The organism is Trichococcus patagoniensis (genome assembly GCF_003051085.1).
Classification (GTDB): domain Bacteria; phylum Bacillota; class Bacilli; order Lactobacillales; family Aerococcaceae; genus Trichococcus; species Trichococcus patagoniensis.
In genome coordinates this window covers 22,356-41,048 of record NZ_QAOM01000023.1, presented here as the reverse complement: position 1 = coordinate 41,048, position 18,693 = coordinate 22,356, and the positions used below count along the sequence as shown (strand labels likewise).

19 protein-coding genes are annotated in these 18,693 nt (G+C 47.3%); 5 read left to right on the top strand and 14 right to left on the bottom strand.

Annotated features, from left to right (window positions below; translation table 11 throughout):
• Positions 1-572: 572 nt before the first annotated feature.
• From C8U37_RS12950 to pta, 3 genes are all read right to left on the bottom strand, one after another.
• Entirely contained in the window at positions 573-1,106 is a 534-nt protein-coding gene (locus tag C8U37_RS12950; protein ID WP_108033628.1) for a GNAT family N-acetyltransferase, read from the bottom strand.
• A 1-nt stretch (position 1,107) separates the two neighbouring features.
• A complete protein-coding gene (gene tsaE / locus C8U37_RS12945; protein WP_108033627.1) occupies positions 1,108-1,590 on the bottom strand; it encodes a tRNA (adenosine(37)-N6)-threonylcarbamoyltransferase complex ATPase subunit type 1 TsaE in 483 nt (160 codons plus the stop codon).
• 154 nt (positions 1,591-1,744) lie between these two features.
• A complete protein-coding gene (gene pta, locus C8U37_RS12940; RefSeq protein ID WP_108033626.1) occupies positions 1,745-2,719 on the bottom strand; it encodes a phosphate acetyltransferase in 975 nt (324 codons plus the stop codon).
• A 224-nt stretch (positions 2,720-2,943) separates the two neighbouring features.
• Here pta and C8U37_RS12935 point away from each other — a divergent pair, with 224 nt between their 5' ends.
• Positions 2,944-3,429 (top strand): glutathione peroxidase, encoded by a 486-nt coding sequence (locus C8U37_RS12935; RefSeq protein ID WP_108033625.1) that lies wholly within the window; start codon positions 2,944-2,946, stop codon positions 3,427-3,429.
• Between the two features lie 61 nt (positions 3,430-3,490).
• Here C8U37_RS12935 and C8U37_RS12930 read toward each other — a convergent pair whose 3' ends face one another.
• Positions 3,491-4,990 carry a gluconokinase gene (locus tag C8U37_RS12930; RefSeq protein ID WP_245879845.1) on the bottom strand — a complete coding sequence of 500 codons (1,500 nt, stop codon included), beginning with the start codon at positions 4,988-4,990 and terminating at the stop codon, positions 3,491-3,493.
• Between the two features lie 204 nt (positions 4,991-5,194).
• Here C8U37_RS12930 and C8U37_RS12925 point away from each other — a divergent pair, with 204 nt between their 5' ends.
• Both C8U37_RS12925 and C8U37_RS12920 read left to right on the top strand, forming a co-directional pair.
• Complete coding sequence (locus tag C8U37_RS12925) at positions 5,195-5,971, top strand: PHP domain-containing protein (protein ID WP_108033624.1); 777 nt, start codon at positions 5,195-5,197, stop codon at positions 5,969-5,971.
• A 38-nt stretch (positions 5,972-6,009) separates the two neighbouring features.
• Positions 6,010-7,062 (top strand): chromate transporter, encoded by a 1,053-nt coding sequence (locus C8U37_RS12920; protein WP_108033623.1) that lies wholly within the window; start codon positions 6,010-6,012, stop codon positions 7,060-7,062.
• Here the strand turns inward: C8U37_RS12920 and C8U37_RS12915 are convergent.
• The 10 genes from C8U37_RS12915 to C8U37_RS12865 form a co-directional block, all read right to left on the bottom strand.
• A complete protein-coding gene (locus tag C8U37_RS12915; protein ID WP_108033622.1) occupies positions 6,967-7,983 on the bottom strand; it encodes an ABC transporter ATP-binding protein in 1,017 nt (338 codons plus the stop codon). The genes C8U37_RS12920 and C8U37_RS12915 overlap by 96 nt on opposite strands.
• A gap of 33 nt (positions 7,984-8,016) precedes the next feature.
• On the bottom strand, positions 8,017-8,835 hold the full coding sequence (locus C8U37_RS12910; RefSeq protein WP_108033621.1) for an ABC transporter permease: 819 nt from the start codon (positions 8,833-8,835) through the stop codon (positions 8,017-8,019).
• A 3-nt stretch (positions 8,836-8,838) separates the two neighbouring features.
• Positions 8,839-9,690 (bottom strand): ABC transporter permease, encoded by an 852-nt coding sequence (locus tag C8U37_RS12905; protein WP_211306252.1) that lies wholly within the window; start codon positions 9,688-9,690, stop codon positions 8,839-8,841.
• Positions 9,671-10,522, bottom strand: coding sequence for an alkaline phosphatase family protein (locus C8U37_RS12900; protein WP_108033620.1), 852 nt, complete (start codon positions 10,520-10,522; stop codon positions 9,671-9,673). The genes C8U37_RS12905 and C8U37_RS12900 overlap by 20 nt, the downstream gene beginning before the upstream one ends.
• 15 nt (positions 10,523-10,537) lie before the next feature.
• Entirely contained in the window at positions 10,538-11,650 is a 1,113-nt protein-coding gene (locus tag C8U37_RS12895) for an ABC transporter substrate-binding protein (protein ID WP_108033619.1), read from the bottom strand.
• A gap of 514 nt (positions 11,651-12,164) precedes the next feature.
• The gene (gene nrdF, locus C8U37_RS12885) at positions 12,165-13,130 is read right to left on the bottom strand and encodes a class 1b ribonucleoside-diphosphate reductase subunit beta (protein WP_108033617.1); all 966 of its coding nucleotides are present in this window, start codon (positions 13,128-13,130) and stop codon (positions 12,165-12,167) included.
• A 68-nt stretch (positions 13,131-13,198) separates the two neighbouring features.
• Positions 13,199-15,376, bottom strand: a complete 2,178-nt coding sequence (gene nrdE, locus C8U37_RS12880) for a class 1b ribonucleoside-diphosphate reductase subunit alpha (protein WP_108033616.1) — start codon at positions 15,374-15,376, stop codon at positions 13,199-13,201.
• Complete coding sequence (nrdI, locus tag C8U37_RS12875; RefSeq protein ID WP_108033615.1) at positions 15,369-15,734, bottom strand: class Ib ribonucleoside-diphosphate reductase assembly flavoprotein NrdI; 366 nt, start codon at positions 15,732-15,734, stop codon at positions 15,369-15,371. Before nrdI ends, nrdE begins: the two co-directional genes overlap by 8 nt.
• 243 nt (positions 15,735-15,977) lie before the next feature.
• A complete protein-coding gene (locus C8U37_RS12870) occupies positions 15,978-16,673 on the bottom strand; it encodes an alpha/beta fold hydrolase (RefSeq protein ID WP_170100297.1) in 696 nt (231 codons plus the stop codon).
• 36 nt (positions 16,674-16,709) lie between these two features.
• Positions 16,710-17,387, bottom strand: coding sequence for a uracil-DNA glycosylase (locus C8U37_RS12865; RefSeq protein ID WP_108033632.1), 678 nt, complete (start codon positions 17,385-17,387; stop codon positions 16,710-16,712).
• A gap of 197 nt (positions 17,388-17,584) precedes the next feature.
• On the opposite strand from C8U37_RS12865, the gene C8U37_RS12860 reads away from it, so the two are divergent.
• Entirely contained in the window at positions 17,585-18,454 is an 870-nt protein-coding gene (locus C8U37_RS12860; RefSeq protein ID WP_108033613.1) for a Cof-type HAD-IIB family hydrolase, read from the top strand.
• 78 nt (positions 18,455-18,532) lie between these two features.
• Positions 18,533-18,685, top strand: a complete 153-nt coding sequence (locus C8U37_RS12855) for a YvrJ family protein (protein ID WP_084253768.1) — start codon at positions 18,533-18,535, stop codon at positions 18,683-18,685.
• Positions 18,686-18,693 lie beyond the last annotated feature (8 nt).

Genomic DNA, 18,693 nt, shown 5'->3' with positions numbered 1-18,693 from the left:
CCCCAAAAGAGAAAAATTCTCTTCTGGAGTTTGTGAATGTGGCTCCCTTATTTCAACAGATAAAATGTCTCATCAACACCATTTGACAGAGAGCCCAAAAAAAGGAAGTGCTCCAACAATCGGAACACTTCCTCCTAAATCAGTAGTCTCATCTTCGCTTCATTGATTGTTCAATCTTAATGATCTACGAACTTTTCAATACTAGTTATGCTTGTCTTTCAGGCAAGTCATGTAAGCTTTCGCTTCTAGCTGCTTGAATGAAATCTACTGTTTATTAATCTTAGAATGGTTCAAGTTTTCATGTCTTAGAAATGCATCTAGAACACAAATTCCGAACCATCTAAGACTTTGCATTAACAGCTTAACTGAAAAGCTGTTAACCAGAAAATCTTTTTGAAGGATTTCCCTGAAAGAGTGGCATACTCTTTTGTGTTTCTTTGTTTTACTTAGTATGTTTCTCTTTGTATAGTTATAATAACATGTAAGCGTTACCATGTCAAGCGGAAAATGACGTTTTAAACAAAATATTTTCGCCCAAATTTTTGTCTAAAACGTCATTCCGTTCCTGCATATCAGTCTATCATCAGACTCATCAATACGCCATCGATAAATTCCCCATCGATCAGCATGGCACGCGGCATCACCGCTTCTTGCTGATAACCCATTTTCTCATAGAGATGGATGGCCCGTTCATTTTCTCCATGGACTGTCAACTCCAAACGGCGGATCACGCCGCTCTCGATTGCCCATGTTTCGATTTCTTCCATCAGGACCGAGCCGATTCCGAATCCCCAATAATCCTTCTCGACGGTGATACCGACTTCCCCTACATGCCTAAGCTTCGGTTTGTCTGTTGCCCCGACGGACGCCAACCCTATCAACTGTTTGTTGTTTATCGTCGCAATCAGCATCACATTGTTGTCTTTCTCCATCAAATCTTCCAGATACAATTCTTCGAAGGCTTCGGACAATTCCAAGCCTTCAGCCCCATATGCCAAATAAGGCGTTTCGGCGCCGGTTTTTTTGCTGAAGGCGATGATGTCCTTCGCATCTGCCGGGATGGCTTCCCGGATCATGATTTCGACTTTCTCTCTTTTTTTCCGCATGCTATTTCCCTTCTTCCTTGAGTATTCCCTGTAGTGTTTCGACTAAAGTGGCGTATCGTTCTCCAGTAGGGAGAAAAGTGATTTCTCGGTTTTCAAAAAATTCCCCGGTAGGAACCAGTCGGATCGTCAAATAAGCATCCGGCAACTCTTCTTTGATGAATTGAGCCCATTCGATCACGGAAACGCCATTACCATAGAGATATTCTTCGAACCCCAGATCATCGCCGCCGACATCCTCCAAACGATAGACATCCATATGGTACAGCGGCAGCCTGCCCTTTGTGTACTCTCTGATTAAAGTATACGTGGGGCTTTTTATAACAGTGTCAATGCCCAGCCCCTTTGCCAGACCTTTTGTAAAGGTGGTTTTGCCGGCCCCCAAATTCCCCTCAAGGAGAATGACATCTTTGGGTTCCAATAGCTGCGCCAGTTGTGCGGCTAGCTCCATCGTTTCTTCTTCATTCTTTGCTAGTAAGGTGAACATTCTGAATCTGCCCCCATCTTCACCAATTTATTTTATTCCATTCCTTATTATAGGAATATTCACTCCGGAATGCACCTTTTTTCTGCGGATGGCCTATTTTCAAGAACAATAAAAAAAGGAAAGCCCGATTTGATCCAGGCTTTCCGATATTTCATTAATCAAGTAATGTTTGGTTTGCTGTGATGATGGCTGTTTTGTAGACATCTTCTTCGTTACATCCGCGTGACAAGTCGGAAATCGGTTTGTTCAAGCCTTGCAAGATTGGGCCTACTGCTTCGAACCCGCCGAAACGTTGTGCGATCTTGTAGCCGATGTTTCCTGATTGGATTTCAGGGAAAATGAATACTTTAGCTTGACCAGCTACTGTTGAGCCAGGAGCTTTTTGTTTAGCGACTACTTCAGAAAAAGCTGCATCGAATTGTAATTCGCCGTCGATGTTGTATTGAGGCGCCAATTCTTTTGCGATTCTTGTAGCTTCCACGACTTTGTCGACTTCCGGTGATGCTGCTGAGCCTTTTGTTGAGAAGCTCATCAAAGCAACGTTTGGTTGGATTTCGAACATTTCAGCCGTTTTAGCACTTTCCACTGCGATTTCAGCAAGCTCTTGTGCATTTGGATTGATGTTGATTGCGCAGTCAGCGAACAGGAATCTTTCAGTACCACGGAGCATAATGAAAGCACCACTTGTGCGGCTTACGCCTGGTTTTGTTTTGATGATTTGAAGCGCAGGACGGACAGTATCACCTGTAGAGTGAACAGCACCGCTCACCAGACCATCGGCTAAGCCCATGTGTACCATCATTGTTCCGAAATAATTCTCATCCAACAACAATTTTCTCGCTTGTTCCTCAGTTACTTTACCGTTACGGCGAGCGACGAAAGATGCAACCATTTCATCGAGTTCAGCATAATCAGCTGGGTCGATGATTTGGATACCACTTAGTCTAAATCCGCGGCCTTTTGCAGCTTCTTTGACTGCATCCACATTTCCGATAACGATTGGTTCCACTAAGTCTTCCGCTTTAAGACGTACGACTGCCCCTAAAATTCTTGGTTCTAAGCCTTCCGGGAAAACGATTTTTATTTTTTTTCCTACGATTTTTTGGCTTAAGCCTTCAAACATGTCCAAAAAAAATCCCTCCAGATTCGATTTATAATACTCAACTATCATACAGCAAACGAGAATAAAAAAACAGTCATTTATGGAAATTACTGTTACAATTTCATCATTTCTCATCAAACTGTCATATCTCCTTCGATTTTTGCCAGGGCTTTTCTTTTGCAATCCTTTACATTGTTGTTTATACTATGTTTTAACACGTATAAGTAGCATAACCAAAGGAGTCCTTCGATATGTCCATATATGAATATCATGTAAGAAAAACAGATCAGTCATCTGTACCATTGGAACAGTACAAAGGAAAAGTCATCTGCATCGTCAATACAGCTTCCAAGTGCGGCTTAGTGGGTCAATTGGATGAACTGGAGGAACTTTACGAGAAATACAAAGACAAAGATTTCGTCGTTCTAGGATTTCCATCGAACCAGTTCAATAACCAAGAACCATTGGACGGCACCGAAGCAGCTGAATTCTGCCGAATCAACTACGGTGTCACTTTCCCGGTTTTCGATAAGATCGAAGTGAATGGGGACAGTGCAGATCCGCTCTACAAATATTTGGTCGAACAGACCGGTGGCGGCGCCATCAAGTGGAATTTCACGAAATTCCTGATCGGCCGCGATGGCGAAATCATCAAGCGTTTTGCGCCGATCACCACACCAAAGAAAATGACGAAGCTGATCGAAAGTGCTTTGGAGCAACCAATCAGCAACGATTAGACAAAAAGAAAAGACATAGCCACTGAATTTCAGTGAGTATGTCTTTTCTTTTGGTTCCATTTCATTTTTCCGTATAGAACTCCTGTAACAACTTGCTCATCTCTTGATAACGAGGGAACATCGCTGCATAGACAGACTTGCTGTCTTCATTCGGTTGATGTTCGATCGATGCGCCCATCATTTCCTCCGCATCATCCACAGATTCCACCAACCCCAAGCTCTTCAGTGTGATCAAAGCGGCACCCGTACAGGAACTTTCGAAAGTTTCCGGGAATTCGATCGGCATACCGATGATATCCGTCAAGATTTGGCGCCAAGCCTGCGAGCGCGAAAATCCCCCGCTGGCCATAATTTTTGTCGGTTCGCCGTTCATCGAGATGACCGACGCTAGCACATCCTTCAGATTCAGGCAGATGCCTTCCAAAACGGAGCGCAAAAAATGTTCTTTCGTGTGCAACATGTTGATGCCGCTGAAATTCCCCCGGGCATCCGCATTCCATAAAGGCGCCCGTTCGCCATTCAGATAAGGATGGAAAACCAATCCATCCGCTCCCGGTGCAACGTTTGCGATCATCTCCATCGCTTTGTCATAGAGATCTTCATCAGCAATGTTCGCCGGCAAAAATTGTTTGATGGCCCAATCAAAGATGTTTCCGCCATTGTTGACGGCGCCGCCGTTCACATAATGGTTTTCATCCAGGATATAACTGAACGTACGTCCTTCCGGGCTTACATAAGGTTTTTCGCTCGTCATCCGGACCGCACCACTCGTACCGATTGTGATTGTTGCCGTACCCGCGCGAATCGCTCCCATACCCAGGTTGGCTAAGCAGCCATCATTCCCTCCAACTATAAAGGGTGTATCCGCAGCCAGCCCCAGCAACTCAGCAACTTCCTCCGAGAGCCCGCTCAGCTGGTGACGAGGATTTACCGGCAACGACAACATTTGACTCGTGATACCGCAGAATTCGAGAATTTCCTCATCCCAGCGGAATTCCCTGATGTTGAACAAACCGGTAGCCGAGGCAACGGAATAGTCCACGACGAATTCACCGAACAGGCGCCAAAAAATGTATTCCTTGATGCCGATGAACCAGCGCGCTGCTTGGAACACTTCGGGCTTTTCCGCCTTCAGCCAGAGAATCTTGTTCAAAGGGGACATTGGGTGCAATGGTGTGCCTGTTTTTTCGTAAAAACGCTGGCCCACTTCGGAATGTTTCAACATGCTTGCGTATTTTTTCGAACGATTGTCGGCCCAAGTTATGCTCCTCGTCAACGGAGTACCTTCCGCATCCATGAGGATCAGGCTGTGCATAGCGCTCGAAAAACCGATGCCGGCAATATCCGTCGGACCCAGTTCCGCTTTCTGTATGACTGCTTTTATTGTTTTTAATACGGCTGAAAAGATTTCATCCAAGTCTTGTTCCGCCATTTCGGGATTCTCTTTAATTAATGGATAATGCGCGTACGCTGATTCATAAGCTGAGCCATCCGTTTCGTACAGTACGGCTTTTGTGCTTGTGGTACCGACATCCACTCCCATGACATATCGTGCTGCCAAATAAAAAACCACCAATCCAAAAAATTTATCTTATTTTTCCACGACCTTAACCATTATAGCAAAATTCAACAAGCATTGGTGCAAATTTTTTGATAATGTTTGATATTCTGCCTTCGATCGTTTACATTTTCTTAACGCAATCTTTTCTTGAAATCCATCGCTGTCTGCTATACTGATGGCATCTACGCACAAGGAGGAATGATTTTGGGATACTACGATCAACATATGCATACGTATTTTTCGCCCGATTCTGCGGAATCATTTGAAAATTATCTGGAGCAAACAGACGGTCTGCTCGTCACAACCGAGCACTTGGATTTTCATGATGCCTACAACGGCGGCGTGGATACAGTCCTGAATTATGCCGCCTACTCAGAAAAAATAGCTGCTTTGAACGCGCTCCATGACGGACGCATCCGCCGGGGCATCGAAGTCGGCTACACGCCGGAATCCCACGACCAGATCATATCCTATCTGGAAGGCAAAGCGTTCGACGTCATCCTGTTAAGCGTCCATCAAAACGGGCGCTATGATTACCTGCAGCCGATCATCGATGAGCTGGATCCCAAAGCGGTCATGCAGGAATATTTCGAACTATGCGCGGAAGCCGTAAGGCAAGTGGATGGCGCCAACGTGTTCGCGCACTTTGATTACGGGATCCGTCGCCTGCCGGTCACTGTTGACGATCTGCGGGAATTCGAGCCGGCATTGAAAGGGCTGCTCGCTGAAATTTTGGCGAAAGACATGGCGCTTGAATTGAACACGCGCAGCATGTATGAATACAAAAATTCAGACTTGTACCGCTATATGGTTGGTCTTTATCTGGAAATGGGCGGCTCCCGTTTCAGCCTTGGTTCGGATGCGCACAGCATTCAAAAGTACCGTTACCATTTCGACGATGCCATCGCGTTGTTGCGCGAATTGGGTGTGACCGGATTGACCCTGTTCAAAGACGGGATTGCTTATACAGAAAAAATCTGATTCCGCTTTTTGGCGAAAAAAATTGTTGGAGGAAATTTATGTCCTATTCGAAAGAAATATACAAAGAAATCTGCCTTGTTTTTGCGCGGCTGGGCCTCTTTGCCTTCGGAGGTCCGGCCGCCCATATCGCCATGATGGAGGACGAACTGGTGACGAAGCGCAACTGGCTCACCAAATCGGATTTCATGGATCTGCTCGGCTTCACGAATCTCATCCCCGGACCGAATTCGACGGAGTTGGCCATCGCTTTGGGCTACAAGCGTGGTGGAAAGCTTGGGCTTTTCCTGGCGGGCATCTGCTTCATCTTCCCAGCCATGACGATTGTGCTTTTGCTGGCGATGTTCTACAAGGAATATGGTGCAGTGCCGTTCATCGAAGCGATCTTCACCGGCATCAAACCGGTGATTGTGGCTGTCATCATCCAGGCGCTTTTCCGCCTGGGGCAGACGACCATCAAGGATACCAAATCACTGGTGTTGTTCCTGGCGGCCTATCTTTTATCGTTGATGGGTGTCGGCGAAATCACGATTCTTATCCTGACCGGGTTGACGATGTTGCTGGCGCAACAGTTATCCAAATGGCGCTCGCGCCACCTGGCGATCGAGCCTATGTCACTGACCTTGTTGTTTCTGACTTTTTTGAAAATCGGTTCGGTCCTGTACGGAAGCGGCTATGTTCTGATAGCGTTTCTGCAAGCTGAATTCATCGACCGCTATGCCGCGTTGACCAGCACCCAATTGCTGGATGCTGTAGCGATCGGACAGTTCACCCCCGGTCCCGTCTTCACAACGGCAACTTTCGTGGGCTACCTGATTCAAGGAGTACCCGGTGCCATCTTGGCGACCGTCGGCATCTTTTTGCCGTCCTTCCTGTTGATCCTGTTGCTGCATCCCTTGTTCAACAAACTGCGTTCATCAAAGATCTTCGCCGGCATTCTGGACGGAATCACCCGAAAAAAACCTCTCCGCCGCCATTTTAGGCAACGGAGAGGTTTTTTAAAACTCCAGGACATTACGTTTCTCCACTTTCAAAAAGACGCGCGCGCCTTTATCAAGCAGATTGAAGGTTCGGTAGAGATGATCCGCCCGTAAATGGACACCTTGATCGGTTTCGATCACATAGGATAAGATATTCCCGCTGATTGTTTCGTCGATTACTTTCCCTTTAAAATATAAATGATCTTCCGTTCGGGGCTGAGGCTCCTTGAAATACTCGATGGCTTCCGGACGGATGGCAATTTGGCTTGCCTGCGTTTTTTTCTGGGTCAATTTTTCAAAATCCGAACTGCTCAACAGATTATAGTTGCCGATGAACGAAGCGACGAAATGCGTTTCTGGATGCGTGTAAATTTCGGTCGGTGTGCCCGACTGCTCGATTTTTCCGGAAGCCATGACATGGATGACATCCGACATCAGCATCGCTTCATCCTGGTCATGCGTGACAAAGATTGTTGTGATATGCAGTGCCTTCTGGATGCGGCGGATTTGCTTTTGGAGATTTTTCCGCAGCAACGCATCGATGGCGGACAAGGGCTCATCCAGCAACAACACTTTCGGCTCTGTTACGATGGCCCGCGCCAAGGCTACCCGCTGCTTTTGACCGCCTGACAGCTGCGTCGGATAATGGTCCTCTTTCCCCGACAATTCCACGAGTTCAATGATGCGGGCGACTTTTTCTTTGATTGTCGCAGCGTCCATTTTCTGCATCTTCAAACCGAATGCGATATTTTCCGCTACATTCATGTTGGGGAACAACGAGTATTGTTGGAAAACCATCCCGATATTCCGTTTCCCCGGCGGAAAATCCGTCACATCCTGGCCGTTTATGTGGATGCTGCCCCCGTCAATACTTTCAAAACCGGCAAGCGAACGCAGCAAGGTAGATTTCCCGCACCCGGACGGTCCTAACAGAGTGACCAAATCGCCTTCATTCACCTGCAGATTGAGATCTTTCAAAACTAAATTTTCACCGTCATATGATTTTCGAATGTTTCTGAACTCTATATACGCCATTATTTCTCCTCTATACTTCACAAAATGTGGTTCTTATTCATTTGTTGTGGCGTTCGTTTTTGCTTTTTTGGTCTCTTTCGATCCCAAATATCCCGCCAAATTGGTCAAAATCAGCATCATGCAGAAGATGACTACCGAAATCGCGCTTGCGGCATGACCCGATACGCTTCTGGTTTTATCCAGGAAAATGCTGGTTGTTTCGTAGTAGCTGCCGGCAATGATGTTAACCAGCACGAAATCGCTGAACAGGATGCCTATCGAGAGCAGTATCGTCGCAACCAACCCTTTCAATACACTGGGCACGATGATCCGGAAATAGGCATAAAGCTTGCTCGCCCCCAGTGTCTCCGCAGCCTCCAGAATCGGCATAATTTCCAATGTGGTCAACGCATTTTTTATGCCTTGGTACATATAGGGCAGAATCACGACCCCATAGGCACAGCTCAGCAAAAAAATACGGTTCGACAGAAAAGTGCTGGAAGAAGCATATAGCGAAATGATCGAGACCGCGAGGATGACCCCTTGGATGCCATACGGGATTTTCGACAACAGATCCAGGTATTTATCCCACTTTGGATAATGGATCTGCACGACATACATCGCCAATAACAGAAGCACCAATAAAACGAGCGTCGGTATGATGGCAATCACCAAAGACCTGCCGATCGCGCCTGTCATGCCTCCCGAACCCGCAAAAATATCTGCATAGAACGATAAAGTGAAGCCTTCAGGGATGATGTTGCTCAAGTCCCTGAACAAAGAATTCAGCAGCGTCACAAACAGAGGCAGCAACAGGAGGATCGAAAGGATCAGGATTATGAATGAAGAAAAGGCATTGCTTCGTTTCTTCATTTTTCACACACCCTTTCTGAATTTCTTCAATAGACTGTTGCTTATCAAGGTCATCGTGCTCATCAATACGAGCATCACGATCGACAAGGCACTTCCCAATTCCACTTGTTGCACGACATCGCCCGTGAACATGGATGAAATCCTGATCGGCAACAAGGCATAATTGTTCCCCAACAGAGCATAGGGTGTCGCATAGGCCGCCAATGCATTCGAAAACAGAACGGAAAATGTTCCGAAAATGCTGGGCAACACCAATGGGAGACCAATTTTTGACCAGAATTGCCAAGTCGTCGCATTCATCAGACTGGCGGCTTCCTTATATTCTGTCTTGATGCCGTCAAAAGAAGGATAGAGCAATAAGGTAGCCAATGGTATTTGGAAATAAATGAAGGTAATCAGGATACCCGATGTTGTGTACAGATCATAGTTGTTCAAGGCGGCCAAGTTCCATTTTTCACCCAAGGTTGTCAGGATCCCTGAATTCCCCAAGAGCAGAATGAAGGCAAAAGCCAATACGATGCCTTGGAAGTTCGAGGTCATATTCAATGTCGTGATATAGAGCTTTTTCATTCTGTCTCCTGCCGTATGGATGGCATAGGCGCCCAGGAGCGCGATCGCAATCCCGATAAATGCGGAAAGCAAGGAAACGAACAGGCTGTTCTTGATCGACATCAGATAATAATCGCTCGTAAAAATGGTCGTGAAGTTGGCGAACGTAATGCCGCCTGTTCCGGGTTCCAAAAAACTGTTGATGAGGATATTGGCTAACGGCAGCAGTTCGAACAGGAGGATCAGCAGCGCGAACGGCAACAACAATACTAGGTACTTGCGTTTTTCATTCCGCTGCATCATCATCTGAGCCCCTTTTCATAAGGATGCCCTGAATCGCCTGCATCCGATCCCCAGCCGGAATGCCCAATAATCTGCATAAGAATGGCGCTATTTCCAGTTGGGGCACAACGGCACCTTCTTTGCGGAAATCCTTGATGATCACTTTTTCCGAAAACAAATACAGCGGGACAAGACGGTCTTCATCCGAGATGCCATTATGCGTATGATAATCATTCATGCCGTGGTCGGAAGTGACCACAATCTGATAGCCTTCGTTCATCCATCTCCAGATGTACTGGGAAAGTTCGGCATCCACTCGGACGGTCGCCTGGACATATTCCTTGCTGCCGGCACCGAATTTATGGCCCGCGTCATCGATGTTCATCGAATGGATCAGCGTATAATCCGTCGCCTTCTTCCGGATCAGGTAATCGCCGTCCGCAATCAGATGGCTGTCCGGGTAATGATCCTCGTGATAAAAAATGCCATGCTCGATGAGGGAATCCGTATCCAGTTGGATCCTGTCCTCCATCAATTGAAACGGTGCGCGGTTATAGAGTTCGCTTACCCAGTAATAACTGGCTGCACCCGTTTTGAGTCCATTATCCTTGGCGATCTCAAAAACGCTCCGTTCTTTGGAACGACGGACCGTTCGGTTTGAGGTAATGCCATTTTCAGAAGATGGCACACCAGACTGCAAGACTTCATACAGAGGCCTTGATTGCGCAGGCATCTCTGATTTGACGGTATAAGCCGCCATAATTCCCTTTTCGACCAGATGCTCCAAGAAGCCCATATGGTTATGGGCTGTCTTGGCATTCAATCCGTCCAACACTACAAAAATCACTTTATCCACTGTATTCAACCTCGATTATTTTACTTTCGTCAGGACTTCTTCTTGCCATCTTTGGCCAAGACCGGCTGCAGCCTCTTCCCATGCATCGAAATCGGAAACCGGTTGTGCCTTGACATATTGTTCTGCCGGAAGCAGGATATCCTGCACTTCTTGCGGCAATTCGACATTATCGCGGATCGGACGTGCATAGCCTTTTGCCAAATTGATCTGTCCTTCATCAGAAAGGATATATTCACGGGCCAATGCTGCGGCATGCGGGTTAGGCGCGGTCGCATTGATGACTGTTGCGTATCCGCTTTGGATCGTTCCATCCTGCGGAATGGTCACTTCAAAACTGGCGTTCGGATTCGTTTCTGCAACCTGGTTTGCATAATTCAATGCGTTGAAGTCCCAGAACAATCCGACTTCGATTTCGCCTGATTCCAAACGGGCCAATGACGTATCGCCCAAGTCCAATCTGCCTTGTTCAGCTAATTGCGCGAAGAAAGCAATGCCGGGATCTAAGTTTGTTTCATCTCCGCCATTAGCGATTGCCGCTGCCAATACTGCGTTTTGCGCTTGTGTAGCGGCATTTACATCGCCAACCGTTACTTTGTAATCGCCCGCCAGGATATCGGCAAAGCTTGTCGGGGCGTCTGTTACTTTTTCCGAATTAGTGATGAACGAAAGCGTTCCGTAGTATCCGACGATCCAATCGCCGTCATCATCCTTGGCCCACTCGGGGATATCATCCCAATAAGAAGTTTTATAAGCTAAGGTCAACCCGTCCTCTTCTGCTACGGGCCCGAACGATTGACCGACGTCGCCGATGTCTTTCGTCGGATTATTCTGTTCAGCCTTGAATAACGCCAATTCTTCCGCTGAACTCATATCCGTATCGGCATGCGTCAAACCATATGTCGTATCCAGCTCTTCCCAAGTCTCGCCCCAGTTAGCCCACGTATCCGGCATCCCTACTGATTCCACATGGCCCTCTTCTTGGGCTTGCGTTTCGATTTCACCCAGTGTCAATGCATTCAGATCGACTTCCGCCTCAGTAGTAGTCGCTGCCTCTGTTCCGCACGCACTCAAAATTAGCATACTGCTTAAGGCCAAACCCGCAAACAATCTTTTGTTGGACAATCTCATTTTTTTCTCTCCTTATTTATGAATGATGTTTCATTCATTCTCATTCCGTATTTGACTACAAATAAATACTACCAGATGGTTGTAAATATCAGTTAAATTCGTTGTAATGGTTTTGTAAACAGCAATGAAACCATGCGGCTGCAGCATTTTTGTACAGATAGGCAGTCAGGTATAGCCATAAAGATGGATAATCGGAAATTATTCATCTTTATGGTCCGATTTCAGGCTGAAACCATGGATAAGCGGAAATTATTCATCTTTATGGCCCGATTTCAGGCTGAAACCATGGATAAGCGGAAGTTATTCATGGTTTCAGACCCAATTACGAGCCAAACCATGGATAAGCGGAAGTTATCCATGGTTCTGGCCCGATTTCAGGCTAAAACCATGGATAACAGGATGTTATTCATGGTTCTGACCCTGGCTCAGCAAGCAACCCTAGAATTGTCGAGGGACATATGCAAAAAAGCAAGGAAAGCAGCGAATCGATCCGCCGCTCTCCTTGCTTTTTATTTTAATCAATCCATTTGACGTAATCTTCGTCTTCCATCGCCTCGACGGCACCCAACAGGTAGCCGTTCCCGACTTGCGAGAAGAAATCGTGGTTGCTGGTGCCGGTCGAAATACCGTTCATGACGATTGGATTCACATCATCAGCCGTGTCAGGGAACAAGGGATCGAAGCCCAAGTTCTGCAGGGCTTTGTTCGCATTGTAGCGGATGAAAACTTTGACGCGCTCCGTCCAGCCCAACTCGTCGTAGATGTATTGCGTGTATTTCACTTCATTGTTGTACAGTTCATACGTCAGCATATAAACCCAATTTTTCATTTCTTCCTGTTCCGTTTCGGACAGTTGGTTAAATGCGATCTGGAATTTGTAGCCGATATACGTGCCGTGGACCGATTCGTCGCGCAGGATCAGTTTGATGATCTCCGCCACGTTCGGCAATTTATTGTTGCCCAGATACCAAAGCGGTGCGTAGAATCCCGAATAGAAAAGGAAAGATTCCAGCAGCACGCTGGCGGCTTTCTTTTCCAACTGATTCCCGGTCTTGTAGATATCGTTGATCAGACTGGCTTTACGCTGGATGAATTCATTGCTGTTCGTCCAGTTGAAGATGTCCTCGATTTCAGCCTTCGTGTTCAACGTGCTGAAGATCGAAGAGTAGCTTTTCGCGTGCACAGATTCCATGAACTGGATATTGTTCAATACCGCTTCCTCGTGTTGTGTGCGCATATCTTCCTTCATGGCTGCGATGCCGTCCTGCGATTGCAGCGTGTCCAGAAGCGTCAATCCGCCGAAAACTTTTCCCAACATATCCTGCTCGGGTTTGCTGAGGGTGCGCCAGTCGTCCAAATCATTGGACAATGGAATCCGCGTATCCAACCAGAATTGTTCCGTCAGTTTCTCCCATGTCAACTTGTCCAGCATGTCTTCGATGCTGTTCCAATTGATTGCTATATAAGGCTTGTTTGCCATCCTTCATTCCTCCGTTAGACTTTCCGATTATTACATGACGGGTAATCAAATACCGTTGCGCTGCATCATCAGATCGTGCATGATTCGCAAGCATTCGCTCCGATTTCGTCGTTGTTTTCCGTAAATGTACGCACATAATAAATGGATTTTGCGCCTTTTCTCCAGGCGTAATTGCGCAGAATGTTCAGGTCGCGTGTCGTCATTTTATTGGTGCGGCCTTCTTTCCATTCGTACATGCCTTCAGGTAATTCGGAACGCATGAACAACGTCAGGCTCATGCCTTGATCGATGTGCTTTTGGGCAGCGACATAAATATCGATGACCCGGCGCATATCGATATCATAGGCCGAACGATAATAAGGCATCGTTTCGTTGGAAAGCTGCGGTGCCGGATAATAAGTTTTGCCGGTTTTCTTCTCTTGCCGCTCTTCAATCAGACGCGTAATCGGGTGCAGGCTCGCACTCGTTTCATTTACATAACTGATAGAACCTGTCGGCGCGATCGCCAAACGGTTTTGGTGATACAAGCCGAATTCATGGACGGATTTTTTCAGACCAGACCACTCTTCCTTCGTAGGCACCTTGATTCCTTCGAAGATTTGTTTCACTTTTTCGGATTGGAAGACGACATCGGAATCGGTGTACGCATCAAAATATTCGCCTGTATAGTATGTGGATTTCTCGAAATTGACGAATGCTTCCCCGCGTTCTTTAGCGATTTTGTTGCTGGCCGCCAACGTATAATAATTCAAAAGCATAAAGTAGATGTCCGTGAATTCGATGGATTCCGGCGAACCGTAATGCATCTGATTGGTTGCGAACATCGTGTGCAGGCCCATGCCGCCCAAACCGATCGTATGTGCTTGATCGTTCCCATTTTTGATTGTAGGGACCGCATCGATGCTTGAGTGGTCGGTTACGTAAGTCAAGGCGCGGACCATCGTTTCGACCGATTTTCCGAAATCAGGCGATTTCATCAGGTTCGGAATGTTCGTTGAACCCAAGTTGCAGCTGATGTCCGTTCCCAGCACTTCATATTCTTGTTTATCATTCAATAAGGAGGGTTGCTGCACTTGCAGAATTTCCGAGCACAGGTTGCTCATGACGATCGTTCCGTCCACCGGATTCGCGCGGTTGGCCGTATCGATGTTGATGATGTACGGATAGCCGGATTCTTGCTGCAGTTTGCTGATCTCGTTTTCAAGGTCACGGGCACGGATCTTCGATTTGGAGATTTCCGGATTGTTGACCAGGTTCTCGTATTCCGCGGTGATGTCGACATAGGAGAAGGGTTTGCCGTAGATCCGCTCCACATCATACGGGCTGAACAGGTACATCTGGTCGTCCTTCGCCGCCAACTCATAAAATTTATCCGGAATGACCAGCCCCAGCGAAAGTGTCTTCACGCGGATTTTTTCATCGGCATTTTCCTTTTTCGTGGACAGGAAAGCCACGATGTCCGGATGGAATACGTTCAAATACACCGCACCGGCTCCGTTGCGTTGGCCCAGCTGGTTGGAATAGCTGAAGCTGTCTTCGAGAAGCTTCATGATCGGCACGACGCCGCTCGACGCATTCTCGATTTTTTTGATCGGATCCCCGGCTGCCCGGACGTTCGACAGGTTGACGCCGACGCCTCCGCCGATGCGGGACAACTGCAGCGCACTGTTGATCGTGCGGCCGATGCTGTTCATGTCATCCGTCGTTTGGATCAGGAAACACGACACCAATTCCCCGCGGCGTTTTCTGCCTGCATTCAAAAAGGTAGGCGTCGCCGGTTGGTAACGTTGATGGATCATCTCTTCCGCCAAGTCGACAGCCAACTGCTGGTCCCCGTCAGCCAAAAAGAGTGCATTGAAGACGATCCGGTCTTCGTAACGCTCCAAATAACGCTTGCCGTCGTTCGTCTTCAGCGCGTACTGGGTATAGAACTTGTAGGCCGCCATGAACGATCTGAAACGGAATTTCTTGTTGTACGTATCCTGCATCAACTTTTTGATGAAATCAAGTGGGTATTTCTCCAGGAATTCTTTTTCGATATAATCGTGTTCGATCAAATAATTCAATTTTTCATCCAAAGTATAGAAGAAAACCGTGTTTGGATTCACATGTTCCAGGAAATACGCCCTGACGGCTTCCTTATCCTTATGCAAAGGGATGGCATTATCAATCGGACGATTGATTTCATTGTTCAATTTATAATAGGTTACATCTTCTGTTTTGGTTACTAATTTTGGACTATCCAAGTTCCGTCACCTTCTCTTTCAAAATCTGAATGTCTTTCTCGTTTCCTTGAAACTCAAACAAGTGCAGCAGCGGGACGCCATAATCGTGTGCCAAGTCTTTTGCAGTAAACCCGAAAAGCTTACCGAAATTCAGGTTCCCACCACCTGCCACACCTTTGAAATAAGAACGGTTCCGATCGGTCTCGATGAAATCGACCAGAATATCCGTTACCTCTTTATCGTAGGTCGGGGCCACGATGATGAACGGCTCCTCAATCGGTTGGAAGGCGTTATCGGCCGTCAATTCGATAGTCTCAAGGTTCAGTTTGTTTACGAACTTCCTCGTTTGGCCGGTCAACGACATAAACACTACCTTCATTTTACCTCACCCTTTTCACAACTGTTATTCACCCATTATACGGTTGCGAGGATATAATTACAACAAGAAAGACACAATATGTAGTGTGCGTTTTTATAAATCACGCAACATATTGTGTCTTTGTTCGCATTTTCACTTTATCCGTCCAAAAATTGCGCGGCAGCGAATGACTGCCCCCGGCGACATTTCAGATTTTCATTCTAACATAATTTCCCGGAAGCACCGCCTGATACGCTCCGGAAATCACAAGGATGTATAGAATTTTTTTGCAAGACGTTCCAGCACTTTCGGATCATCCACGAAAAAGCCATGGCTTCCCCCGGGTACGATATATTTTTGCGATCCGGGAATCAGGCGATGCATCGCCTCCGTTTGGTCGTCGCGGATCAGATCGAATTCCCCCGCCAGCAGCAAGGTTGGCGCTTGGATGCTGCGCAAGGCTTCAGCCGAAAGGTCCAATTCCTCCAGCATCAGATTGTGGATGCAGAGGCGATGGATTTTTTCCGGATCGGTATCCGGCAAAGCAAGCAGCTCCTCGTATCGTTCCAGCGTCTCCTCATTGCAGGCGTCGGTCAGGCCGTCCGCTTCATAATTCGCCCCCATCGCGATCAATGAAACAATCCGATCCGGGTGATGGGCCGCAAAATACAGGCCCAGATTGCCTCCATCACTGAATCCCAGCACGTGGACCCGTTGAATCCGTTCCTTTTCGAGCAATGCAAGGATGTCCTCCGTAATCTGTTTGAATGTCAATCGCTCCACTCCCAGATCCGATCTGCCATGGCCTCGCGTATCGAGCGCCAAGACCCTGAAGTGTTTCGTGAAATAGTGAAACTGCTGAGCGAAGATGTCCGAACTCTCTCCGTTTCCGTGCAACAGAAGCAACGCATCCCCGTTACCGCCTACCTGATAGTAGAGTTTTCCTTTTCTGGTCTTCAATGATTTCCCTCTCACAGGCAGCGCCCCTTTCTTCTATTATTCCGGCAATTGCCAGTCGATCGGCTCCATACCGAACGATTTGAGTGCTTCATTCGTTTTGGAAAAAGGCTTCGACCCGAAGAACCCTCTATAGGAAGATAACGGGCTTGGATGCGGCGAAGTGAGCACAACATGTTTCGTTGCGTCGATGAACACTTTTTTGGCTATCGATGCATTTCCCCAGAGGATGAAGACAACCGGTTCTTCCCGCTCATTCAGCGCTCGGATGACGGCGTCGGTCAACATTTCCCAGCCTTTTCCGCGATGGGAATTGGCTTCCCCGCTTCGGACCGTCAGGACCGTGTTCAGCAGGAAAACGCCTTGCTTCGCCCAAGATGTCAAGTCGCCATGTTTTGCAATCGGAATGCCGAGGTCATCCTGCAGTTCCTTGTAAATGTTGACCAAGGAAGGCGGCAGCTTGACGCCTTTCTGCACGGAAAAGCTCAAGCCGTGCGCTTGGTTGGGTCCGTGATAAGGGTCCTGCCCCAGTATGACCACTTTCACCTTTTTGTAAGGCGTCAATTCGAAGGCTTCCCAGATATGCTGCATTCCGGGATAAACCGTCTCGTTCAGATACTCTTCCTTCAGGAATGCACGCAGCTGTTGATAATACGGCGCTTCAAACTCCTGTTCCAGCTTTTCTTGCCACTCGTTGTGGATAATTGCTTTAGCCATTTTTTTCACATCACTGTCCCTCAATATTTTCATTACTCGCATCGATAATCTTACCATAATAAGCAGATCTTTTTCAGTCCATCCGGCTTCCGTGCGGTTATTTTAGCCGGGCCTGAACAAATTTCAGGTCAAACTGAAAAAGCGTGGTAGAATATAAGTGTGAATATACTGCAATTACCGAACAGGAGGATGAATGTATGATTGAACTGATCGTCTCGGATATGGACGGCACTTTATTGAACGATAAGATGGAAGTCTCCGCATCGAACGTGAGCGCCATCAATGAAGCAAATAGATTAGGCATTAAATTTATGGTCGCTACCGGCAGAGGGTATACCGAAGCTGTTCCGGCCTTGCAGGAAGTCGGCATCGATTGCCCTATGATCACACTGAACGGCGGACAAGTCTTCGATGAAGACGGACAACTGGTCGAAAACTTGGGCATCGACAAAACAACCACCCGCCATATCTTGGAGGATGTGAAAAAATACGGACTCTATTGCGAAATCATGACATCCAAGGGCATCTTCTCGGATGACAAAGTGCGCCGGATCGAGTCAATGACTTCCTTGCTGCATGAGACAAACCCTGACACGACCTTCAAAATGGCGCTTGTTCTGGCGGTCGCCCGTTTGGAAGTGATGCATGTAAACTACGTTGAAAATTTCAAAGAAGTTCTGGAAGACAACGCACAGCAAGTCCTCAAGATTCTCGTCTTCAGCGATGTCGGCCAAAGCGAACTGGAGCCGATCCGCGCCAAACTGGCCGCAGACAGCCGTGTGGTCGTGACCTCCTCCTTCAAAAATAATATCGAGATCAACCATGTTGAAGCGCAAAAAGGGATCGCTTTGGCAAAGTTCGCCAAAAAAAGAGGGATTCCTTTGGAGAATGTCATGGCCATTGGGGATAACTTCAATGACGTCTCCATGCTGAAAGTAGCAGGCGCCAGCTTTGCAGTTGCCAATGCCGAGGATGGGGTCAAGGAATTCGCGAAGTACCTCACTTCCAAAAACTCAGAAAACGGCGTAGCCGAAGCCATCATGCGCTGCATCAACGAAAATTTGTGATTCCGACACAGAAACGCTGACAGTTACACATCCCTTCTTTCCTGCGTCTTTATAGATGTAGGAAAGGAGGGAAAATGAATGGATGCGAACGTGGATGTGCTGGCGTATATGGAATTGATCAGCAATACCGGCTTTCCGATCGTGATCGCGATGTACCTGCTGCACCGGATGGAAAAAAAGCTGGATGCACTGGTTGGCGCGATCGAAGACCTGAGCCGGGCCTTTAAATGATCACACAC

Coding starts and splice junctions, on each gene's coding strand:
- C8U37_RS12950 (WP_108033628.1), bottom strand. CDS start 1,106: ATGCGGAAAAAAAGAGAGAAAGTCGAAATCATGATCCGGGAAGCCATC.
- tsaE (WP_108033627.1), bottom strand. CDS start 1,590: ATGTTCACCTTACTAGCAAAGAATGAAGAAGAAACGATGGAGCTAGCC.
- C8U37_RS12935 (WP_108033625.1), top strand. CDS start 2,944: ATGTCCATATATGAATATCATGTAAGAAAAACAGATCAGTCATCTGTA.
- C8U37_RS12920 (WP_108033623.1), top strand. CDS start 6,010: ATGTCCTATTCGAAAGAAATATACAAAGAAATCTGCCTTGTTTTTGCG.
- C8U37_RS12915 (WP_108033622.1), bottom strand. CDS start 7,983: ATGGCGTATATAGAGTTCAGAAACATTCGAAAATCATATGACGGTGAA.
- C8U37_RS12910 (WP_108033621.1), bottom strand. CDS start 8,835: ATGAAGAAACGAAGCAATGCCTTTTCTTCATTCATAATCCTGATCCTT.
- C8U37_RS12905 (WP_211306252.1), bottom strand. CDS start 9,690: ATGATGATGCAGCGGAATGAAAAACGCAAGTACCTAGTATTGTTGTTG.
- C8U37_RS12895 (WP_108033619.1), bottom strand. CDS start 11,650: ATGAGATTGTCCAACAAAAGATTGTTTGCGGGTTTGGCCTTAAGCAGT.
- nrdF (WP_108033617.1), bottom strand. CDS start 13,130: ATGGCAAACAAGCCTTATATAGCAATCAATTGGAACAGCATCGAAGAC.
- nrdI (WP_108033615.1), bottom strand. CDS start 15,734: ATGAAGGTAGTGTTTATGTCGTTGACCGGCCAAACGAGGAAGTTCGTA.
- C8U37_RS12865 (WP_108033632.1), bottom strand. CDS start 17,387: ATGGCTAAAGCAATTATCCACAACGAGTGGCAAGAAAAGCTGGAACAG.
- C8U37_RS12860 (WP_108033613.1), top strand. CDS start 17,585: ATGATTGAACTGATCGTCTCGGATATGGACGGCACTTTATTGAACGAT.
- C8U37_RS12855 (WP_084253768.1), top strand. CDS start 18,533: ATGGATGCGAACGTGGATGTGCTGGCGTATATGGAATTGATCAGCAAT.